At 71.4% G+C, this 17,987-nt stretch carries 15 protein-coding genes and 1 pseudogene; 12 read left to right on the forward strand and 4 right to left on the reverse strand.

What is annotated here, in order from left to right:
* Positions 1–140: 140 nt before the first annotated feature.
* Both galK and galE read right to left on the reverse strand, forming a co-directional pair.
* Positions 141–1,358 (reverse strand): galactokinase, encoded by a 1,218-nt coding sequence (gene galK / locus AB0H52_RS05180; RefSeq protein WP_357945376.1) that lies wholly within the window; start codon positions 1,356–1,358, stop codon positions 141–143.
* The gene (gene galE / locus AB0H52_RS05185; RefSeq protein WP_151489361.1) at positions 1,355–2,338 is read right to left on the reverse strand and encodes a UDP-glucose 4-epimerase GalE; all 984 of its coding nucleotides are present in this window, start codon (positions 2,336–2,338) and stop codon (positions 1,355–1,357) included. The genes galK and galE overlap by 4 nt, the downstream gene beginning before the upstream one ends.
* A 195-nt stretch (positions 2,339–2,533) precedes the next feature.
* Here galE and AB0H52_RS05190 point away from each other — a divergent pair, with 195 nt between their 5' ends.
* The 6 genes from AB0H52_RS05190 to AB0H52_RS05215 all read left to right on the forward strand — a co-directional run bounded on the left by AB0H52_RS05190 (position 2,534) and on the right by AB0H52_RS05215 (position 7,232).
* Positions 2,534–3,670, forward strand: a complete 1,137-nt coding sequence (locus tag AB0H52_RS05190; RefSeq protein ID WP_357945378.1) for a hemolysin family protein — start codon at positions 2,534–2,536, stop codon at positions 3,668–3,670.
* Between the two features lie 33 nt (positions 3,671–3,703).
* Entirely contained in the window at positions 3,704–4,729 is a 1,026-nt protein-coding gene (gene trpS, locus AB0H52_RS05195; RefSeq protein ID WP_151489363.1) for a tryptophan--tRNA ligase, read from the forward strand.
* Positions 4,730–4,754: 25 nt separating this feature from the next.
* Entirely contained in the window at positions 4,755–5,324 is a 570-nt protein-coding gene (locus tag AB0H52_RS05200; RefSeq protein ID WP_225854345.1) for a 2'-5' RNA ligase family protein, read from the forward strand.
* A 79-nt stretch (positions 5,325–5,403) separates the two neighbouring features.
* The gene (locus AB0H52_RS05205; protein WP_151489365.1) at positions 5,404–6,327 is read left to right on the forward strand and encodes a YhjD/YihY/BrkB family envelope integrity protein; all 924 of its coding nucleotides are present in this window, start codon (positions 5,404–5,406) and stop codon (positions 6,325–6,327) included.
* Positions 6,327–6,713, forward strand: a complete 387-nt coding sequence (locus tag AB0H52_RS05210; RefSeq protein ID WP_151489366.1) for a GntR family transcriptional regulator — start codon at positions 6,327–6,329, stop codon at positions 6,711–6,713. The genes AB0H52_RS05205 and AB0H52_RS05210 overlap by 1 nt, the downstream gene beginning before the upstream one ends.
* 81 nt (positions 6,714–6,794) lie before the next feature.
* Complete coding sequence (locus AB0H52_RS05215) at positions 6,795–7,232, forward strand: hypothetical protein (RefSeq protein WP_151489367.1); 438 nt, start codon at positions 6,795–6,797, stop codon at positions 7,230–7,232.
* Positions 7,233–7,395: 163 nt separating this feature from the next.
* Here AB0H52_RS05215 and AB0H52_RS05220 read toward each other — a convergent pair.
* Together AB0H52_RS05220 and AB0H52_RS05225 are read right to left on the reverse strand one after the other, a co-directional pair.
* A pseudogene (locus tag AB0H52_RS05220) lies at positions 7,396–9,032 on the reverse strand (glycoside hydrolase family 13 protein).
* Between the two features lie 192 nt (positions 9,033–9,224).
* Positions 9,225–10,310 (reverse strand): LacI family DNA-binding transcriptional regulator, encoded by a 1,086-nt coding sequence (locus AB0H52_RS05225; RefSeq protein ID WP_151489369.1) that lies wholly within the window; start codon positions 10,308–10,310, stop codon positions 9,225–9,227.
* Positions 10,311–10,508: 198 nt separating this feature from the next.
* Between AB0H52_RS05225 and AB0H52_RS05230 the strand changes: the two genes are divergently transcribed.
* The 6 genes from AB0H52_RS05230 (at position 10,509) to AB0H52_RS05255 (ending at position 17,879) form a co-directional block, all read left to right on the forward strand.
* The gene (locus AB0H52_RS05230; RefSeq protein ID WP_151489370.1) at positions 10,509–11,756 is read left to right on the forward strand and encodes a maltose ABC transporter substrate-binding protein; all 1,248 of its coding nucleotides are present in this window, start codon (positions 10,509–10,511) and stop codon (positions 11,754–11,756) included.
* Positions 11,756–13,390 carry an ABC transporter permease subunit gene (locus tag AB0H52_RS05235; RefSeq protein WP_357945383.1) on the forward strand — a complete coding sequence of 545 codons (1,635 nt, stop codon included), beginning with the start codon at positions 11,756–11,758 and terminating at the stop codon, positions 13,388–13,390. The genes AB0H52_RS05230 and AB0H52_RS05235 overlap by 1 nt, the downstream gene beginning before the upstream one ends.
* A gap of 5 nt (positions 13,391–13,395) precedes the next feature.
* Complete coding sequence (locus AB0H52_RS05240) at positions 13,396–14,310, forward strand: sugar ABC transporter permease (protein ID WP_151489386.1); 915 nt, start codon at positions 13,396–13,398, stop codon at positions 14,308–14,310.
* The gene (locus AB0H52_RS05245) at positions 14,307–16,118 is read left to right on the forward strand and encodes a glycoside hydrolase family 13 protein (RefSeq protein ID WP_151489372.1); all 1,812 of its coding nucleotides are present in this window, start codon (positions 14,307–14,309) and stop codon (positions 16,116–16,118) included. The genes AB0H52_RS05240 and AB0H52_RS05245 overlap by 4 nt, the downstream gene beginning before the upstream one ends.
* 68 nt (positions 16,119–16,186) lie before the next feature.
* A complete protein-coding gene (locus AB0H52_RS05250; protein ID WP_151489373.1) occupies positions 16,187–16,534 on the forward strand; it encodes a hypothetical protein in 348 nt (115 codons plus the stop codon).
* A gap of 277 nt (positions 16,535–16,811) precedes the next feature.
* Positions 16,812–17,879: a BMP family ABC transporter substrate-binding protein gene (locus AB0H52_RS05255; RefSeq protein WP_151489387.1), complete on the forward strand. Its 1,068-nt coding sequence runs from the start codon at positions 16,812–16,814 to the stop codon at positions 17,877–17,879.
* The last annotated feature ends 108 nt before the right edge of the window (positions 17,880–17,987 follow it).

Genomic DNA, 17,987 nt, shown 5'->3' on the forward strand with positions numbered 1-17,987 from the left:
ACGAAGTAGTGGCCTCGGCAAACGGCCGAGGCCACTACTTCCATGTACGAGCCCGCCCCGCTCCGCGCCCCCGTGTCCCCGCCCCGGTGATCAAGAGGTTTGCGTCAAAATCCGGGCTCGGATTGACGCAAACTTCTTGATCAACTTGCGGTGGGTGGGGTGGGGGTGGGGGTGGGTGGGGGTGGGGGTTGCGGGAGGCGGGTTGTTCCGGGGGAGGGGAGGACCGTGAGTGTGGTGGGGGCGGTGAAAGCGCGTTCGGCGTACGCCGCTTTCACGGCGGTGGCTACCGTGTCGGCGCGGTCGACCCCGACCAGGGCCAGGACGCAGCCGCCGAAGCCGCCGCCGGTCATCCGGGCGCCGAGCGCACCGGCCTCCAGCGCCGCCTCGACCGCCGTGTCGATCTCCGGGACGGTGATCTCGAAGTCGTCGCGCATCGAGACGTGTGAGGCCGTGAGCAGCGGGCCGATGTCCTGGACGCGGCCGGCGCGTAGCAGCGCCACCGTGTCCAGCACACGCTGGTCCTCGGTGACCACGTGCCGCACCCGACGTCGGGTCTCGTCGTCGTCGAGTCGGGCCAGCGCGGAGTCGAGTTGGTCGACGGTCACGTCACGCAGCGCGGGAACGCCGAGCGCCTTCGCGGCCGCCTCGCAGGATCGGCGACGGGCGGCGTACTCACCGTCGGCGTGCCGGTGCGGCGCCCGGCTGTCGATGACCAGCACGGCCAACCCGGCGGCGTCCAGGTCGAAGGGGATCTGCTCGACCGACTCGTCGCGGCAGTCCAGGAAGAGGGCGTGCCCGGCGCGGCAGCGGATCGCGGCGGACTGGTCCATGATCCCGGTCGGCGCGCCCACGTAGACGTTCTCCGCCCGCTGTGCGAGCCGGGGCTGCCGTTCGGCGGGCAGGTCCAGCCCACCGAGGTCGAGCAGGGCGGCGAGGACGGCCGACTCCAGCGCGGCCGAGGACGACAGGCCGGCGCCCAGCGGCACGTCGGAGGCGATGGCCAGCCGGGCACCGGGGGCCGGGTGGCCCGCGTCGCGCAACGCCCAGACCACTCCGGCCACGTACGCGCCCCACCCGGTGACCCGACCCGGCTCGGCGACGTCGTCCGCGCCGAAGGTGATCGTCTCGCCGGAGAGCTCGGACCAGACCGTCCACTGCTCGCCGTCCTGCCGGTCGGCGGCGACCACGGTCCGCAGTGGCAGCGCGAAGGGCAGCACGAACCCGTCGTTGTAGTCGGTGTGCTCGCCGATCAGGTTGACCCGACCGGGAGCCGCCCAGCGGCCGGCCGCGTCGCCGCCGTACTGGCTGGTGAAACCCTCGGCGGCCCGCTCGGCGACGTCACCGGTGGGGTTGGTCATGACTGCTCCAGGACGTGCGCGCGGTAGAAGGCCCAGGCGTCGCCGACCATGTCGTGCAGGGTCGGCTTCTCGGGCACCCAGCCCAGCTCGTCGCGGGCCAGTGCGGAGGAGGCGACGAGTTCGGCGGGGTCGCCCTCGCGACGCGGGGCCACCTCGACCGGCACGGGTCGCCCGGTGACCTCGCGGACCACATCGACCACCTGGCGGTTGGTGAAGCCGTTGCCGTTGCCCAGGTTGTAGATCCGGTGCTGACCGCCGGCGGCGGCGTCCAGCGCCAGCAGGTGCGCGCGGGCGAGGTCGGCGACGTGGATGTAGTCACGGACGCAGGTGCCGTCCACGGTGGGGTAGTCGTCGCCGAAGAGCTGGAGCTTCTCCCGCCGGCCGGCGGCGACCTCCAGCGCGATCGGGATCAGGTGGGTCTCCGGGTCGTGCCGCTCGCCGAGCGAGACGTCGCCGTCGAGGTGCGCGCCGGCCACGTTGAAGTAGCGCAGCGAGACGGCGGCCAGCCCGTGCGCGATGGCCTCGGAGGTGAGCGCCATGTCGACGGCGAGTTTGGTGGCGCCGTACGTGTTGGTGGGCGCCTTGACCGCGGTCTCCGGGATGGGCAGCTCGGTGGGGTTGCCGTAGACGGCGGCGGTGGAGGAGAACACCATCCGGGGCACCCCGGCGGCCCGGACCGCGTCGATCAGGGCGAGCGTGCCGACGGTGTTGGTCTGCCAGTACAGCTCGGGCTTGACCATCGACTCGCCGGCGGCGATCAGGGCGGCGAAGTGCAGCACCCCGTCGAAGCCGGCGTCGGGGGTGACGATCCGGGCGGCGTCGTGGATGGACGCCTCGACGTGGGTCGCGTCGGGGGCGAGTGCCTCACGGTGGCCGGTGCGCAGGTCGTCCAGGACGACGACCTCGTGCCCCGCGTCGAGCAGCATCCGGGTCACCACGCTGCCGATGAAGCCGGCGCCCCCGGTGACGAGCAGTTTCACGTCGTTGCCTCCTGTTTCGACCCCACCCGGGACTGGCCCTTCGGTGATCACCCTACGGCCGCGGCGGGCACCCTCGCCGACCACGCCACCATCACTATTCCATCATAATCTCTCATGATTAAACAGACCCGCACATGACGGTCCGTCGTCCGCGAATCCCGGTGCGGGAGGCGAACGGTGTCTACCATCTCTGTCATGCGGGAAGCGGCCCGTACCGGGCTCCGGCGACGCGCGCGGGGGCGGCCCCGCCGCGACCCCGGCCCGCTCGCCCGGGCCGTCGCCCGCGTGCTGGTCCGCACCGCCGACGGGGCCAGCCGCCTCGTCACCGACCTGCTCGGCGCCGGTCCGGCGGCCGGCCGGGAACGCATCTCCGAAGCCGAACTGCGGGACCTGGTCGCAGCGAACACGGTGCTCGACCCGGACGAGCGGCGGATCATCGACGAGGTTCTGGTGGCCGGCGCCAGCCTCGTCCGCAAGGTGATGATGCCCCGCACCGAGGTGGTCTTCCTGCCCGCCCGGCTGACCATCGCCGAGGCCGCCCGGCTGGTCCGCGCCGAGACGCACACCCGCTACCCGGTCACCGACGGCACCCACGACGACGTGGTGGGTTTCGTGCACCTGCGCGACGTGCTGCTGCGCCCGGACGTCGACCCGTGCGTCACCGTCGGCGAACTGATCCGCGAGGTGAAACGGCTGCCCGGCAGCAAACGGGTGCTGCCCGCGCTGACCGAGATGCGCCGGGAGGGCCAGCACCTGGCGGTGGTGGTCGACGAGTACGGCGGCACCGCCGGGATCGTCACCCTGGAGGACCTGATCGAGGAGTTGATCGGCGAGATCCACGACGAGTACGACGCCGCTCCGGACCCGGTGCACGCCGGCCTGCCCACCGTGGTGGACGGTCGGCTCAACCTGTCCGACTTCGCCGAGCGGACCGGGGTGGTGCTGCCCGCCGGGCCGTACGAGACGGTCGGCGGGTTCGTGATGGCCGCGCTGGGGCGGCTGCCGGTGACCGGTGACGAGGTGTCGGTGCCCGGTGAGCCGGTCGACGTCGACGAGCCCGACCCACCGGCCGGCTGGTCGTTGCGGGTGGTGGCGCTGGACGGACGACGGGTGGCGCGCCTCGCGGTCTCCGCCGCACGGACCGCGGAGCAGCGGCCCGATCCCGCCGCCGTGCCGTCGCGCCAGCCCGGGGTGGGCCAGCCGCGGGATCCGCTGGCCGGGCAGCGGCGTCGGGCCTCGGTCGGGCCGACCCGCCGGGTCGACGCGGGGAAGCCGCACGAGGTCAACACGCCCACACCGGCGGGCCGCGGCCGACCCGCCGGCCCGTCATGACGGACCCGGTTGCTTGCTGACAGAATTATCGCCATGTCCGACGTTCCCGCCCGTCCCCGCGTCTTCTCCGGCATCCAGCCGACGGCCGACTCGTTCCACCTCGGCAACTACCTCGGCGCGGTACGGCACTGGGTGGCCCTGCAGGAGACCCACGACGCGTTCTACTGCGTGGTGGACCTGCACGCCATCACCGCGGGGCACGACCCGGCGCTGCTGCGCCAGCGGACCAGGGTGGCCGCCGCCCAGCTCTTCGCGGTCGGCCTCGACCCGGAGCGCAGCACCCTGTTCGTGCAGTCGCAGGTGCCCGAGCACCCGCAGCTGGCCTGGGTGCTCGGCTGCATCACCGGCTTCGGCGAGGCCAGCCGGATGACGCAGTTCAAGGACAAGTCGCAGAAGCAGGGCAACGAGAGGGCCAGCGTCGGGCTCTTCACCTACCCGATCCTGCAGGCCGCCGACATCCTGCTCTACCAGGCCAACGCGGTGCCCGTCGGCGAGGACCAGCGCCAGCACCTGGAGCTCTCCCGGGACCTGGCCCAGCGGTTCAACTCGCTGTTCGGCACGACGTTCACGGTGCCGGCACCGCACATCGTCAAGGACACCGCGAAGATCACCGACCTGCAGGAGCCGACGGCGAAGATGTCCAAGTCGTCGTCCTCGCCGGCCGGCATCATCGACCTCCTGGACGATCCGGCCCGCTCGGCCAAGAAGATCCGCTCGGCGGTGACCGACACCGGCCGGGAGATCGTCTTCGACACCGAGACCAAGCCGGGCGTGTCCAACCTGCTGACCATCCACTCGGCGCTCAGCGGGCGCGGCATCGACGAGCTGGTGGCCGCGTACGCCGGCCGCGGCTACGGCGACCTCAAGAAGGACCTGGCCGAGGTGGTGGCGGAGTTCGTCCGACCGATCCAGGAGCGCACCCGCACGTACCTCGACGACCCGGCGCAGTTGGACAAGCTGCTCGCCGCCGGCGCCGAGAAGGCCCGGGTGGTGGCGGGGCCGACGCTGCGGTCGGCGTACGAGCGGGTCGGGTTCTTCCCGCCGGTGCGCGGCGAATAGCGCCGCGGGACAGGTGGGCGGGTCGGTGGCCGAGAGGGCGGCGCGGAGCGTGGATCGCAGTGGCGGGGTGCCGCCCGCCGGCGACACCATCCAGATCGGCATCGCGGTGGACATCCCGGAGCCGTGGGGTGGCCACCTCACCCGGCGACGGGTCGAGGCCGGTGACCCGCTCGCGGTGCCCGCGCACGTGACGCTGCTCGGGCCGACCGAGATCCCGACGGCCAACCTGCCCGCCGTCGAGGAGCACCTGGCCGGCGTCGCCGCCACGCATCTGCCGTTCGCGCTGCACCTGCGGGGCACCGGCACGTTCCGCCCGGTGACGCAGGTGGTCTTCGTCGCGGTGGCAGCTGGGATCAGCGAGTGCGAACTGCTGGCGGCGGCCATCGCCGCCGCGCCGGGCCTGCACCGCGAGACCCGCTTCCCGTACCATCCGCACGTCACCGTGGCGCAGGACGTCGCGCCGGAGGCTCTGGACAAGGCGTACGAGGACCTCGCCGACTTCTCGGCGATGTTCGAGGTCGACGCGTTCACCCTCTTCTCGCACAGCGGACAGGCCCGGTGGCAGCCGCGTCGGGACTTCCGGCTCGGCGACTGAACGGCCGGCGACGCGCCGGTCGGCGAGCATCGGAAGCCGGTTGCCACTACGGCGGTGGGAGATCGGCGAGGATGATCGCGTGAACGTGATCGGCCAGATCGAGGCGGGCATCGACCGCTGGGTGAGTGCCGCGCGCGGCCGATCCGGCCTCTTCGACCACGTGTGGCGCGCCGGAACGCTCTACGCCGAGGTGCTCGCCGGGCGGCTGGCCGCGGCGATCGCCTACTACGGCTTCTTCGCGGTCTTCGCGCTCGCTCTGGTCGCGTACTCCATCTTCGGCGCGATCCTGGAGGACAACGACGAGGTCAGTACGGCGGCGGCCGGGTTCCTGAAGGAGAACCTGCCGTTCCTGGACGCGCAGCAGATCGCCAACTCCAGCGGCACCGTGGGCGTGGTCGGTCTCGTCATCCTGGTCTTCACCGGCATCGGTTGGGTGGAGGCGATCCGCTCCTCCCAGCGGCTCATGTACGCCCTCAACCAGCAGCCGGGCAACCTCGTGGTCCGGCGGCTGGTCGACCTGGGCGTGATGATCGGCGTCTTCGTGCTGCTCGGCCTCTCGGTGGCGGCGGTGGACGCGTTGGAGTCGTTGCTGCGTTTCCTGCTGCGCAGCACCGGGTCGGTCGGCCTGACCACGATCAGCGCCGTGCTCAGCGTGCTGGTCAACGCGGTCCTCGCCACCGCGCTGCTGCTCGCGGTGCCCCGGCTGCGGATGAGCCGGTCCCGGCTGCGCCCGGTGGTGCTGCTGGTCGCCGTCGGCATCACGCTGCTCAACACGGTCGGGCGGTACTACGTGGTACGCACCGAGCGGAACCCGGCGTACACGGTGGTGGCCGGCGCGGTCGGTCTGCTGCTCTACCTCTACCTGCTCAACCAGTTGGTGCTGTTCGGGGCGGCGCTGCTCGCGACCAGCACGAAGGGGCGGGTGGTGGACCTGGCGGAAGGTGCCCCGCCGGTGGATCTCGACGAGGACACCGACCCCGGGGCACCGGGCGGTGCGGGCTGATGGCGGACGGTGCGCAGGTGCTGATCACGGTCGACCCGGACTCGTCGGTGCCCCCGTACGAGCAGGTGCGGGTGCAGCTCGCCGGGCTGATCGGCGACGGCCGGTTGCCGGTGGGCAGCCGCCTGCCCACCGTCCGGCAGCTCGCCGCCGACCTGCGGCTGGCCGCGAACACGGTGGCGCGGGCGTACCGGGAGTTGGAGACGGCCGGCCTGCTGGAGACCCGGGGGCGCAACGGGACCTTCGTCGCGCCCGGCCGGGACGACGCGGTCGACCGGCTGCACCGGTCGGCGGCCGGCTACGCGGCGGAGGCGGCCCGGCTGGGCGTACCGCCCGCCACCGCGCTCGCCCTGGTCCGTGCCGCCCTGGACGCGACCCGTCCCGGCTGACCGGCCCGAGAACCCCCGCCGGACGGGCGGTACTGCCGCGAACCGCGTCCGACACTCGCGTTTGCGGACCATGATGAGCCGGTGGGCGCACTCATGACACTGGACCTGCCGGCCGACTCGCCGATGCTCGGCCTGCCGTGGATCATCACTTTCGGTCCGCTCGGTGACCTCGACGAGTGGGAGCCCGTGGTCTGTGGACCGTACGAGCGACCGCACGCGTTGGCGCTGGCCGAGGCGGTGGTGGCCGATGAGCAGCTGATGGCCGTGGTGGAGCCGCTGCTGCCGGCGCTGTCGGCCGACGAGATCCGCAGCGAGATCGCCGCCGCGCAGGTCGCCGCCGAGGACGAGGCGCGTCAGGTCGAGGGAGCCGACCTGTACGGCGACTTCGAGGACGTGATCGACGAGGAGTTGGACGCCGCTGCCGACGAGGCGGGCCACGGCGAGCCCACCGAGCCGCCGAACGAGGCCGAGGTCCGCGCCGGCTTCACCCGGATCGCGGCGCTGCTCACGGCGAAGTGACGCTGGTCGGCACCCAGCGCCGCGCAGACGGACACCGGCGCCGCGCGGAGCGGACTCCGCGTGGCGCCGGCACCACCTCACCCCCCACCACAAGGGGCCGGTAGCCCAGTCGCCCGTTGGCGCGGGGCACGACGGACGACCAGGTCGAGAACGGGTTACCCGCTCAGCGGCGTTCCAACCAGACGGCCGCGTCAACCGGCAGCAGATGGCCGGAGCCCTCCCCGGTCAGCGCCGCGCTGGCGACGACCGGCTGGCCGTACCCGTCGATCAGGACCGGCGCCCCGCTCAGGTTGACCACGCAGGTCAGCACGGTGTCGCCGGCGGCGCGGGAGAAGGCGAGCACGCCCGGCCCGGTCTCCAGCCAGGTGATCCCGCCGGCGTCGGCGGCCAGCGCCGGGTGGTCGTGACGGATGCGCAGCGCGGCCCGGTACAGCTCCAGCGTCGAGCCGGGCACGCCGGTCTGCGTGGCAACGGACAGGGCCTGCCAGGTGGAGGGTGCGGGCAGCCAGCTCAACTCGCTGCCGGCCGGCCCGAAGCCGTACGGCGCCAGCTCACCGGTCCACGGGATCGGCACCCGGCAGCCGTCGCGGCTCTCGCCGGTGCGCAGGAACGCGGGGTCCTGGCGCAGCTCGTCGGGGAGGTCGAGCACCTCGGGCAGGCCCAGTTCCTCGCCCTGGTAGAGGTACGCGCAACCGGGCAGGGCGAGCATCAGCAGGCTGGCCGCGCGGGCCCGACGCAGCCCTTCGGGGCCGTCGCCGTAGCGGGTGACGTGGCGCTGTTTGTCATGGTTGGACAGCACCCAGGTGGTCGGTGCGCCGACCACCGCCGCCTCGGCCAGCGCGGTGTCGATCACCTTGCGGAACGAGTCGGCCGACCAGGTGGCGTCGAGGAAGTCGAAGCTGAACGCCTGGTGCAGTTCGTCCGGGCCGATGTAGCGGGCGAGCCGTTGCGGGGTCTCGGCCCACGCCTCGGCGACCGCCATCCGGCCGCCGGGGTAGCTGTCCAGGATGGGTCGCCAGGCGCGGTAGATCTCGTGCACCTCGTCCTGGTCGAAGTAGGGCAGCCGGCCCCTGCCGAGCAGTTCCACCTGGCGCTGGCCGGTGGTCAGGATGCCGAAGCCGACGTCCGGCAGCCCTTCGGCCTTGATCATGCCGTGGGCCACGTCGATCCGGAAACCGTCCACGCCCCGGTCCAGCCAGAACCGCAGCACGTCCTCGAACTCGGCGCGGACCTCCGGGTGGCGCCAGTTCAGGTCCGGCTGGGCCGGGTCGAACAGGTGCAGGTACCACTGGCCGTCGGCGACGCGGGTCCAGGCCGGCCCGCCGAAGATGCTCTCCCAGTCGTTCGGCGGCAGCTCACCGTGCGCGCCCCTGCCGTCGGCGAAGAGGTAGCGGGCCCGCTCCGGTGAGCCGGGGCCGGCGGCGAGGGCGTCGACGAACCAGCGGTGCGCGCTGGACGTGTGGTTGGGCACCAGGTCGACGATGATCCGCAGGCCGAGGGCGTGCGCGTCGGTGATCATCGCGTCGAAGTCGGCGAGGGTGCCGAACATCGGGTCCACGTCGCGGTAGTCGGCGACGTCGTAGCCGCCGTCGACCATCGGGGACGTGTAGAAGGGGGTCAGCCAGAGCGCGTCCACCCCGAGGTCGTTAGGTACGGCAGGCGTTGCCGGATGCCCTGGAGGTCACCGACACCGTCGCCGTCGCTGTCGGCGAAGCTGCGGACGTACACCTGGTAGACGACCGCGGCGCGCCACCAGTCGTCGTCGGCGGTGCGGTGCGGGGTGGTGGTGCTGGCGGTCATCGGTTGGCGTTCCCCGTCTGTGTCGGGCCGGCGCGGTGGCACCCGTTGCGGTGCGGCCGGCGGCCCGCGCGGGTGTCTCAGCAATATGCCGGCCAAGCGCTGCAAGAGTCAAGCAGTTCTTGCGCAAGGAATGGCGGCCCGATGCGGCCGCAGTTCGGCCCCTGGTGTCCCACCAGACGGGCGGGCCGGCGGTCAGGCCGAGACGGCGAGCGCCGACGAGCCGCCCCGGCGCCGGTTCGACCCGCCCGCGCCGTGGCGGGCGTCGGCCGGGGCGACCGCGGTCGAGCCGCGCACCACCAGCTCCGGGCGGAACAGGTACTCGGAGTGCGGTGCGCCGTGCCCGTTGATCTCGTCCACCAGGGCCCGGACCGCGGCCACCGCCATCGCGATCACCGGTTGGCGCATGGTGGTCAGCGGCGGGTCGGTGAAGGCCATCAACGGCGAGTCGTCGTACCCGACGACGGAGAGATCGCCCGGAACGGTCAGGCCCCGTTGGCGTGCCGCCCGGACCGCGCCGAGCGCCATCAGGTCCGAGCCGCAGACCACGCCGGTCACGCCCCGGTCCAGCAGCCGGCCGGCCGCCGCCTCGCCACCCTCCACACCAAACAGCGACAGCTCGGCGAGCGGGCCGAGATCGGCCTCGGCGACGCCGGCCAACCGGGTCATCGCGGCACGCCAGCCGGCCACCTTGCGCTGCACCGGGACGAACCGGTCCGGGCCGGTGATCAGGCCGATCCGCCGGTGTCCGAGTGCGACGAGGTGGGCCACGGCCAGCTCGGCGGCCTCCCGGTCGTCGCAGGAGACGAAGGGCGCGCCGATGCCCGGCACGTACCCGTTGATCATCACGACCGGCAGCGGCCGGGCGATCAGCGCCCGGTAGCGGTCGTGGTTGGCGGCGGTGTCGGCGTGCAGGCCGGACACGAAGACGATGCCGGAGACCTGCCGGTCCAGCAGCATCTCCACGTACTCGTCCTCGGTGACGCCGCCGGCGGTCTGCGTGCAGAGCACCGGTGTGAACCCACTCTGCGCCAGGGTCGACTCGATGACCTGGGCGAAGGCGGGGAAGATCGGGTTGTCCAGCTCCGGCACCACCAGGCCGACCAGTCCGGCGCTGCGCTTGCGCAGCCGGGCCGGGCGCTCGTAACCGAGCACGTCGAGGGCGGTGAGGACGGCCTGCCGGGTCTCCGGGGCCACGCCGGGGCGGTCGTTGAGCACCCGCGACACCGTGGCCTCGCTGACTTCGGCCTGCTGGGCGATGTCGGACAGTCGAGCGCGCATGGCGGCACTTTAGCCCACCGGCAAGTTCTTGCGGGGCTCTCTGCAAGCCCTTCCATCATCTGCAACGTCTTGCTAACGTCCCCGCAACATACGAGAGCAGCGGCGCAGTTCTATGCGCCGGATGGCAAGAACTTCCAGAGGTTCCCACTGGCGGGCCGCCCTTCCCCCGGCGGACCCGCCATGACGACAGGAGTACCGATGCGCATCCGTACCGCGGGTGTGGTCGCCCTCTTCGCCCTGGCGCTCGCCGCCTCCGGCTGTGGCGGCGACAGCGACAAGCCGGCTGCGAAGGAGTCCCCCAAGGCCGCCGGCGGCAAATTGGTGATCTGGGCGGACGACAAGCGGACCGCCGCCCTGAAGCCGTTCGCGGAGAAGTTCGGCACCGAGAACGGCGTCACCGTGGAGGTCCAGGCCGTCAGCAAGGACCTGCAGACCAACTTCGTCACCGCCTCGCAGCAGGGCAGCGGCCCGGACGTGGTGGTCGGCGCGCACGACTGGATCGGCAACCTGGTGCAGAACGGCGCCATCGAGCCGGTGCAGCTCGCCGCCGCGCAGAAGAGCGCGTTCAACGAGACCGCCATCAAGGCGGTCACCTTCAACGGCCAGCTCTTCGGCGTCCCGTACGCGCAGGAGAACCTGGCGCTGATCCGCAACACCGAGCTGGCCCCCGAGGCGCCGAAGACCATCGAGGACCTGGTCGCCAGCGGCAAGAAGCTCAAGGCGGAGAAGAAGGCCACCGAGACGCTCTGCCTCCAGGTCGGCCAGAACGGCGACGCGTACCACATCTACCCCCTCTACACCTCGGCCGGCGGCTACCTCTTCGGCGCCGCCGCGAACGGTGACTACGACCCGAAGGACCTCGGTGTGGGCAAGCCCGCGTCGATCGAGGCGTTCAAGAAGATCGGCGCGCTCGGCGAGAAGGGCGAGGGTGTGCTCAAGCGCTCCATCGCGGACACCAACTCGATCGCCACCTTCACCGGCAAGAAGTGCGCGTACCTGGTCTCCGGCCCGTGGGCGGTCGCCGACGTCAAGAAGGCCAACATCAAGTACGACATCTCCGCCATCCCCGGCTTCGCCGGCGGCAAGGAGGCCCAGCCGTTCGTGGGTGTCCAGGCGTTCTACGTCGCCGCCAAGGGCAAGAACAAGGCGCTGGCGCAGGAGTTCGTCGCCAACTACACGACCACTCCCGAACTGGCCGTCGCGCTGTACAACGCCGAGCCCCGGCCGCCGGCGCTGACCGCCGCCCTCGACCAGGTCAAGGGCAGCGACCCGGACCTGGCCAAGTTCCAGGAGGCCGGCAGGAACGGCCAGGTGCTCCCGGCGATCCCGGCGATGGCCGCCATCTGGGACCCGTTCGGCAAGGCAGAGGCCGCCGTCATCGGTGGGGCCGACCCGACCAGCACCATCACCGCCGCCGGCAAGACCATCTCCGGCCAGATCAAGTAATGAGTACGCCGCTGTCCGGCCCGGGGTCTGCCACGCAGACCCCGGGCCGGGGGCCTGTCGACTCCCGGCCCCCGCGCTCCCGCGCCGCGCACCACGCGCCGATCACCCTGTCCGGCCTCGTCGGCAAGGTGCTCCTGCTCGGCCTGACCGCCGGAATCGCGGTCTGGGCGGCCTTCCCGCTCATCGACGGCGAGAAGTGGGCCGGCCTGGCCCTGTTGGCGGCGACCACCGCCGGCCTGTTCTACCTGTACCTCACCCGCCGGCACATCCCGGCCAAGTACCTGGTCCCGGGCACCCTGTTCCTGATCGCCTTCCAGGTCTTCCCGGTGCTCTACACGGCCAGCACCGCCTTCACCAACTTCGGTGACGGGCACCGGGGCAGCAAGGACGAGGCGATCGTCGCGATCCAGACCTCCTCGGTCACCCAGCTGCCCGGCTCCACGGAGTACGCCCTGTCGGTCGCCACCAAGGGCGACCCGGCCACCGGCCCGCTCGTCTTCCTGGTCACCGACCCCGCCACCGGAACGGTCTCCGCCGGCGACACGGGTGGGCTGCGCCAGCTCGACGCCGACGACGTCGCCGTCGCCACCGGCGGCAAGGTCACCGCCGCCGACGGCTACACCGTGCTGAACTTCGGCCAGGCCAGCGCCCGCAGCAAGGAGATCACCGACCTGGTGGTCCCGACCGCCGGCGGCGCACTGCGATCCAGCGGCCTGTCCCGCGCGTACGAGGGCAAGGCGGTGCGGGCGTACGAGGCCGGCTGCGACTGCGTCCGGGACACCGCGACCGGGCAGACCTGGACCGCCGACGAGGAGGTGGGCGCCTTCGTCGCCGCCGACGGCGAGCGTCTGGCCCAGGGCTGGAAGATCAATGTCGGGCTGCGCAACTTCACCCGGGTGCTCACCGACGAGAACATCTCCGGCCCGTTCCTCGGCACCCTGATCTGGAACTTCGCCTTCGCCATCGGCTCCACCGGCGGCACGTTCCTGCTCGGCATGCTCATCGCGCTCGTGCTGCACTCGCCCCGGATGCGCGGCACGAACCTCTACCGGGTGCTGCTGGTCCTGCCGTACGCCATGCCGTCGTTCGCGATGCTGCTGGCCTGGCGGGACATGTTCAACGCCGACTTCGGGCTGATCAACAACCTGTTCGGGCTGGACGTGGACTGGTTCGGTCAGCCGTGGACGGCCCGTTTCGCGGTGATCCTGGTGCAGCTCTGGCTCGGCTACCCGTACATGTTCCTGGTGGCCACCGGCGCGCTGCAGGCCATCCCGCGCGAGCTGACCGAGGCCACCTCGGTCGACGGGGCATCGCCCTGGCAGTCCTTCCGCGCGGTCACCCTGCCACTGCTGCTGGTCGCGCTGTCGCCGCTGCTGATCTCGTCGTTCGCGTACAACTTCAACAACTTCAACGCGATCTACCTGACCACCGAGGGTGCGCCCTTCCCGGCCGACAACCCGACCAACGGCGCCACCGACCTGCTGATCACGTACACCTACCGGCTCGCCTTCGGCGGGCAGGGCGCGGAGTTCGGTTTCGCGGCCGCGATCTCGCTGTTCATCTTCGCCATCGTCGCCGTGGTCTCGACGGTCGGCTTCCGGCGGACCCGCAAGCAGGAGGAGGTGTATTCGTGACCACCCTGAGCGGGGCCGCGGGTACCGGCGACAGGCCCGCAGTCAACCGTAACGTCACCGGCCGGCGGCGCAACCGCTGGTTCGCGCAGGTCGGCTGGCGGCACCTGGTCGCCGTGCTCGGCGTGCTGTTCAGCCTTTTCCCGATCGTGTTCGTGCTGTCCGCCGCACTCAACCCGCTCGGCACGCTCTCCACCACCGAGCTGGTGCCGACCGGCGGGGTGTCGCTCGGCAACTTCAGCGGGCTGTTCGAGCGGACCGCCTTCGAGCGGTGGTTCCTCAACTCGCTGCTGATCGCCGGGGTGGCCTCGTTCGCGTCGGTGTTCCTGTCCGCGCTGGCCGCCTACGCCTTCTCGCGGATGCGGTTCCGCGGCCGGCGGGTGGGTCTGCTCTCGCTGCTGCTGATCCAGATGTTCCCGCAGTTCCTGGCGATCGTGGCGATCTACCTGATCTTCGGCACGATCACCGACCTGTGGCCGTCGATCGGCTTCAACACCCCGTGGGGCCTGCTGCTGCTCTACATGGGTGGCGCGCTCGGCGTGAACACCTGGCTGATGAAGGGCTTCTTCGACACCCTGCCCCGGGAGCTGGACGAGTCGGCGACCATGGACGGGGCCTCGCACGCCCAGGTCTTCTTCCGGATCATGCTGCCGTTGGTGGCGCCGATCCTGGCGGTGACCGGTCTGCTGGCGTTCATCGGCACCATCAACGAGTTCCTGATGGCCAACGTGTTCCTCACCAGCACCGACTCCAAGACCCTCGCGGTCGGCATGTACGGCATGTTGCAGGGCAACGAGCGCAACAACAACTTCGGCATCTTCGCGGCCGGCACCCTGCTCACCGCGATCCCGACCGTGCTGGTCTTCCAACTCCTGCAGCGCTACATCGTGTCCGGCCTGACCGCCGGAGCGGTCAAGGGATGAGCATGCGGCAGCCGCACCACGACGGATCCGCCCGCTACGTCCCGCAGCAGGAGCCGGTGCTGGGGGAGACGGTCGACGTCTTCGTCCGGGTGCCGGTCGGCGCGGACGTCGGGCAGGTGCACGTCCGCACCACCGGTGACGGTGAGCCCCGCTTCCGGGAGGCCACCGTGGACCGCGTCGAGGGCGACACCGTCTGGTGGCGGGCCGAGGTCGAGGCCCGTAACCCGGTGAGCAACTACCGTTTCCTGCTCTCCGGTCGGCGTGGCCCCACCTGGTTGACCGCGGCCGGCGTGGTCGACCACGACGTGCCCGACCATGGTGACTTCAAGCTGGTCACGTACGCCGCGCCGCCAGCCTGGGCACGGGACGCCGTCATCTACCAGATCTTCCCGGACCGGTTCGCCCGATCTGCGGGCGCCGACGCCCGACCGCTGCCGGACTGGGCGATCCCGTGCGACTGGGACACCCCGGTGATCGGGCGGGGCCCGGAGACCCCGCACCAGTTCTACGGCGGTGACCTGGACGGGATCACCGAGCGATTGGACCATCTGGACCGGCTCGGCGTGAACACGGTCTACCTGACCCCGATCTTCCCAGCCCGGTCCAACCACCGCTACGACGCCGCCAGCTTCGACCGGGTCGATCCGCTGCTCGGCGGGGACGCCGCGCTGGCCCGGCTCGCCGACGCGGTACGCGCCCGGGGCTGGCGGCTGCTCGGCGACATCACCAGCAACCACACCGGGGACGGTCACGACTGGTTCAGCGCCGCGTCCTCGGACGTGCACGCCGCCGAGCGGGAGCTGTACTACTTCGACGAGGCCGGCGACTACGAGTCCTGGAACGGCGTCAAGTCCCTGCCGAAGCTGAACTGGGGCAGCGCCGAGCTGCGTCGCCGCTTCGCCACCGTGCCGGACGCGGCACTGCGCCGCTGGCTGCGCCCGCCGTACGGGCTGGACGGGTGGCGGGTCGACGTGGCGAACATGACCGGCCGGCGGGGCGCCGACGCGTACACCCACGAGGTGGCGGCGCTGCTGCGTTCGGTGGTCGTCGACGAGCGCTCGGACGGCCTGCTGATGGCCGAGCACGGCCACGACCACACCGGCGACCTGGACCGTGACGGCTGGCACGGCACCATGAACTACGTCGGCTTCACCGACCCCGTCTGGTCCTGGCTGCGGCACGGCGACCAGCCGGTGCCGAACTTCCTGGGTACGCCGGGCGGGGTGCCCCGCCGCGACGCGGGCACGGTGCTGGCGACCATGGGCACCTACCGTTCACTGATCTCCTGGCGCTCGTACGTGCACTCCTGGCAGCTGCTCGGCTCGCACGACTCGGCGCGGATCCGGACGGTGGTCGGTGACGCGGCCCGGCAGGAGGTGGCCGCCGGTCTGCTCGCCACGATGCCGGGCACCCCGATGATCTTCGCCGGGGACGAGCTGGGCCTGACCGGCACCAACGGCGAATCCTCGCGTACCCCGATGCCGTGGCACCGGCCGGACGCCTGGGACACCGGCACGTTCGCGGCGTACCGGGCGCTGATCGCGCTGCGCCGCGGTGAGCCGGCGCTGCGCCACGGCGGTCTGCGCCGGCTGCACGACGACCCGGACACGCTGGTCTTCCTTCGCGAGGCGCCGACCGGCGCCGTGCTGGTGCTGGCCCGGCGGGCAGCCGGTGTGCCGGTCCGGTTGGCCGGGTTGCCGGCCGCCGAGAACGTGTACGGCGGAGCGCCCGCGCTGCGGCCCGGCCCGGACGGGGCGGTGACCCTGCCCGGTGACGGCCCCACCTTCCAGGTCTGGCGGTGGGGCTGAGCGGTGGTGACGCGCCGACCACCGGACCCCCTACTACAAACCGTCGTTGATAGGGGAGGATGAGCGGCGTGGAAGCACTGCGACTGATCCTCCTCTATGTCCATCTGATCGGCTTCGCCCTGCTGCTCGGCGGCTCGATCGCCCAGTACGCCAGCGGCAGGCTGCGGATCAACCCCGCCATGCTCTGGGGGGCCGTGATCCAGTTGCTGACCGGCCTCGGGCTCGCCGCGCCGCTGCGCGGCGGCGGTGACGACGAGCCGGCACCGGCGAAGCTTGTGACGAAGTTGGTGATCGCGCTGCTGATCTTCGTCATGGTCTTCTTCTCCCGGAAGCGGGACGTGGTCAACCGCGGGCACTTCCTCGCGATCGTCGGTCTGACCCTGGTCAACGCGGCGGTGGCGGTCTTTTGGCGGTAACGTCCGTGGAGGGGATGGCCCCCGCGAACCGGACGTTCGGGACGCCTCCATGCGCGGTTACCAGCACGAAGAGTGACTTGCCCCACGCAAGGGTTACACCCGGGTAACAGGCGTTCAACAGTCGTGCACGATTGTCGGCCGGTGGGTGGGCGCGGGCGTACGCTCCCGTCCGTAACGTGGGACAGCCGGCGGCACACCCGCAGGTCGGCTGATGGGCTGCCACCGCACTAGGCGCGGTGTGCAATGGGAAGGAGACGTCTTGCGCTCGGTGCGTGGGATGCGGATCGCCTCGATCTTCGCGGTGGGTGGGCTTCTGCTCACCGCCGCCGCGTGTGGCGAGGCCCCCGATGATGACAACAACGCCGGCAGTGGCGCCAAGAAGTACAGCGCCTGCATGGTGACCGACGTCGGCGGCATCGACGACAAGTCGTTCAACACCTCGGCCTGGAAGGGCCTGCAGGAGGCCAAGGCCGCCAACAGCAACATCGACATCAAGTACGTCGCGTCGAAGTCCGAGCCCGACTACGAGCCGAACCTGACCCAGTTCGTCAACCAGAAGTGCGACTTCATCCTGGCGGTCGGTGGCCTGATGGCCAACGCCACCTCGAAGATCGCCAAGGCGAACCCGAACCAGCAGTTCGGCATCGTCGACGCCAACCCGGGTGACGCCAACGTCTACCCGATGCAGTTCGACACCGCCCAGGCCGCGTTCCAGGCCGGCTACCTGGCCGCCGGGATGAGCAAGAGCGGCAAGGTGGGCACCTACGGTGGTCTGCCGATCCCGCCGGTGACCATCTTCATGGACGGCTTCGTCGACGGCGTGGCGTACTACAACACCACCAAGGGCAAGAACGTCCAGGCGCTGGGTTGGAACAAGGAGACCCAGAAGGGCTCCTTCACCAACGACTTCGCCAAGCAGGACGAGGGCAAGAAGGTCTCCGACGCGCTGGTCGCCCAGGGCGCGGACATCATCATGCCGGTCGCCGGCGGCTCCGGCCTCGGCACCACCGCCGCCGCCAAGGCGTCGGGTGGCAAGTACAGCACCATCTGGGTGGATGTCGACGGCTGCGAGAGCACCCCGGACTGCTCGGCGATCATCACGACGGTCGTCAAGAACATCCCGGAGGCCGTCAAGGAGGCCGTGCTGAAGGCCGCCGGTGGCGAGAAGCTGGAGGCCAAGCCGGGCTTCGTCGGCACCCTGGCCAACACCGGTGTCTCGATCGCCCCGTTCCACGACTTCGACAGCAAGGTCCCGGCCGAGCTGAAGGCAGAGGTCGACAAGATCAAGGCGGACATCGCCGCGGGCACCATCACCGTCACCTCGAAGGCCCAGCCGACCAAGTGACGACCGGCCAGCTCTTCCGGTGAGATCATCGGAGGGCCGGCGGGGAACAGGTACGACCGATCCGGCCGCTCCGGCGCCGCGGGTGACCCCCGTGGGGCCGGAGCGGCC

It is taken from the genome of Micromonospora sp. NPDC050695 (assembly GCF_040654415.1).
Taxonomy (GTDB): domain Bacteria; phylum Actinomycetota; class Actinomycetes; order Mycobacteriales; family Micromonosporaceae; genus Micromonospora.

Coding starts and splice junctions, on each gene's coding strand:
- AB0H52_RS05255 (WP_151489387.1), top strand. CDS start 16,812: ATGCGGATCGCCTCGATCTTCGCGGTGGGTGGGCTTCTGCTCACCGCC.
- trpS (WP_151489363.1), top strand. CDS start 3,704: ATGTCCGACGTTCCCGCCCGTCCCCGCGTCTTCTCCGGCATCCAGCCG.
- galK (WP_357945376.1), bottom strand. CDS start 1,358: ATGACCAACCCCACCGGTGACGTCGCCGAGCGGGCCGCCGAGGGTTTC.
- AB0H52_RS05210 (WP_151489366.1), top strand. CDS start 6,327: ATGGCGGACGGTGCGCAGGTGCTGATCACGGTCGACCCGGACTCGTCG.
- AB0H52_RS05230 (WP_151489370.1), top strand. CDS start 10,509: ATGCGCATCCGTACCGCGGGTGTGGTCGCCCTCTTCGCCCTGGCGCTC.
- AB0H52_RS05225 (WP_151489369.1), bottom strand. CDS start 10,310: ATGCGCGCTCGACTGTCCGACATCGCCCAGCAGGCCGAAGTCAGCGAG.
- AB0H52_RS05235 (WP_357945383.1), top strand. CDS start 11,756: ATGAGTACGCCGCTGTCCGGCCCGGGGTCTGCCACGCAGACCCCGGGC.
- AB0H52_RS05245 (WP_151489372.1), top strand. CDS start 14,307: ATGAGCATGCGGCAGCCGCACCACGACGGATCCGCCCGCTACGTCCCG.
- AB0H52_RS05190 (WP_357945378.1), top strand. CDS start 2,534: ATGCGGGAAGCGGCCCGTACCGGGCTCCGGCGACGCGCGCGGGGGCGG.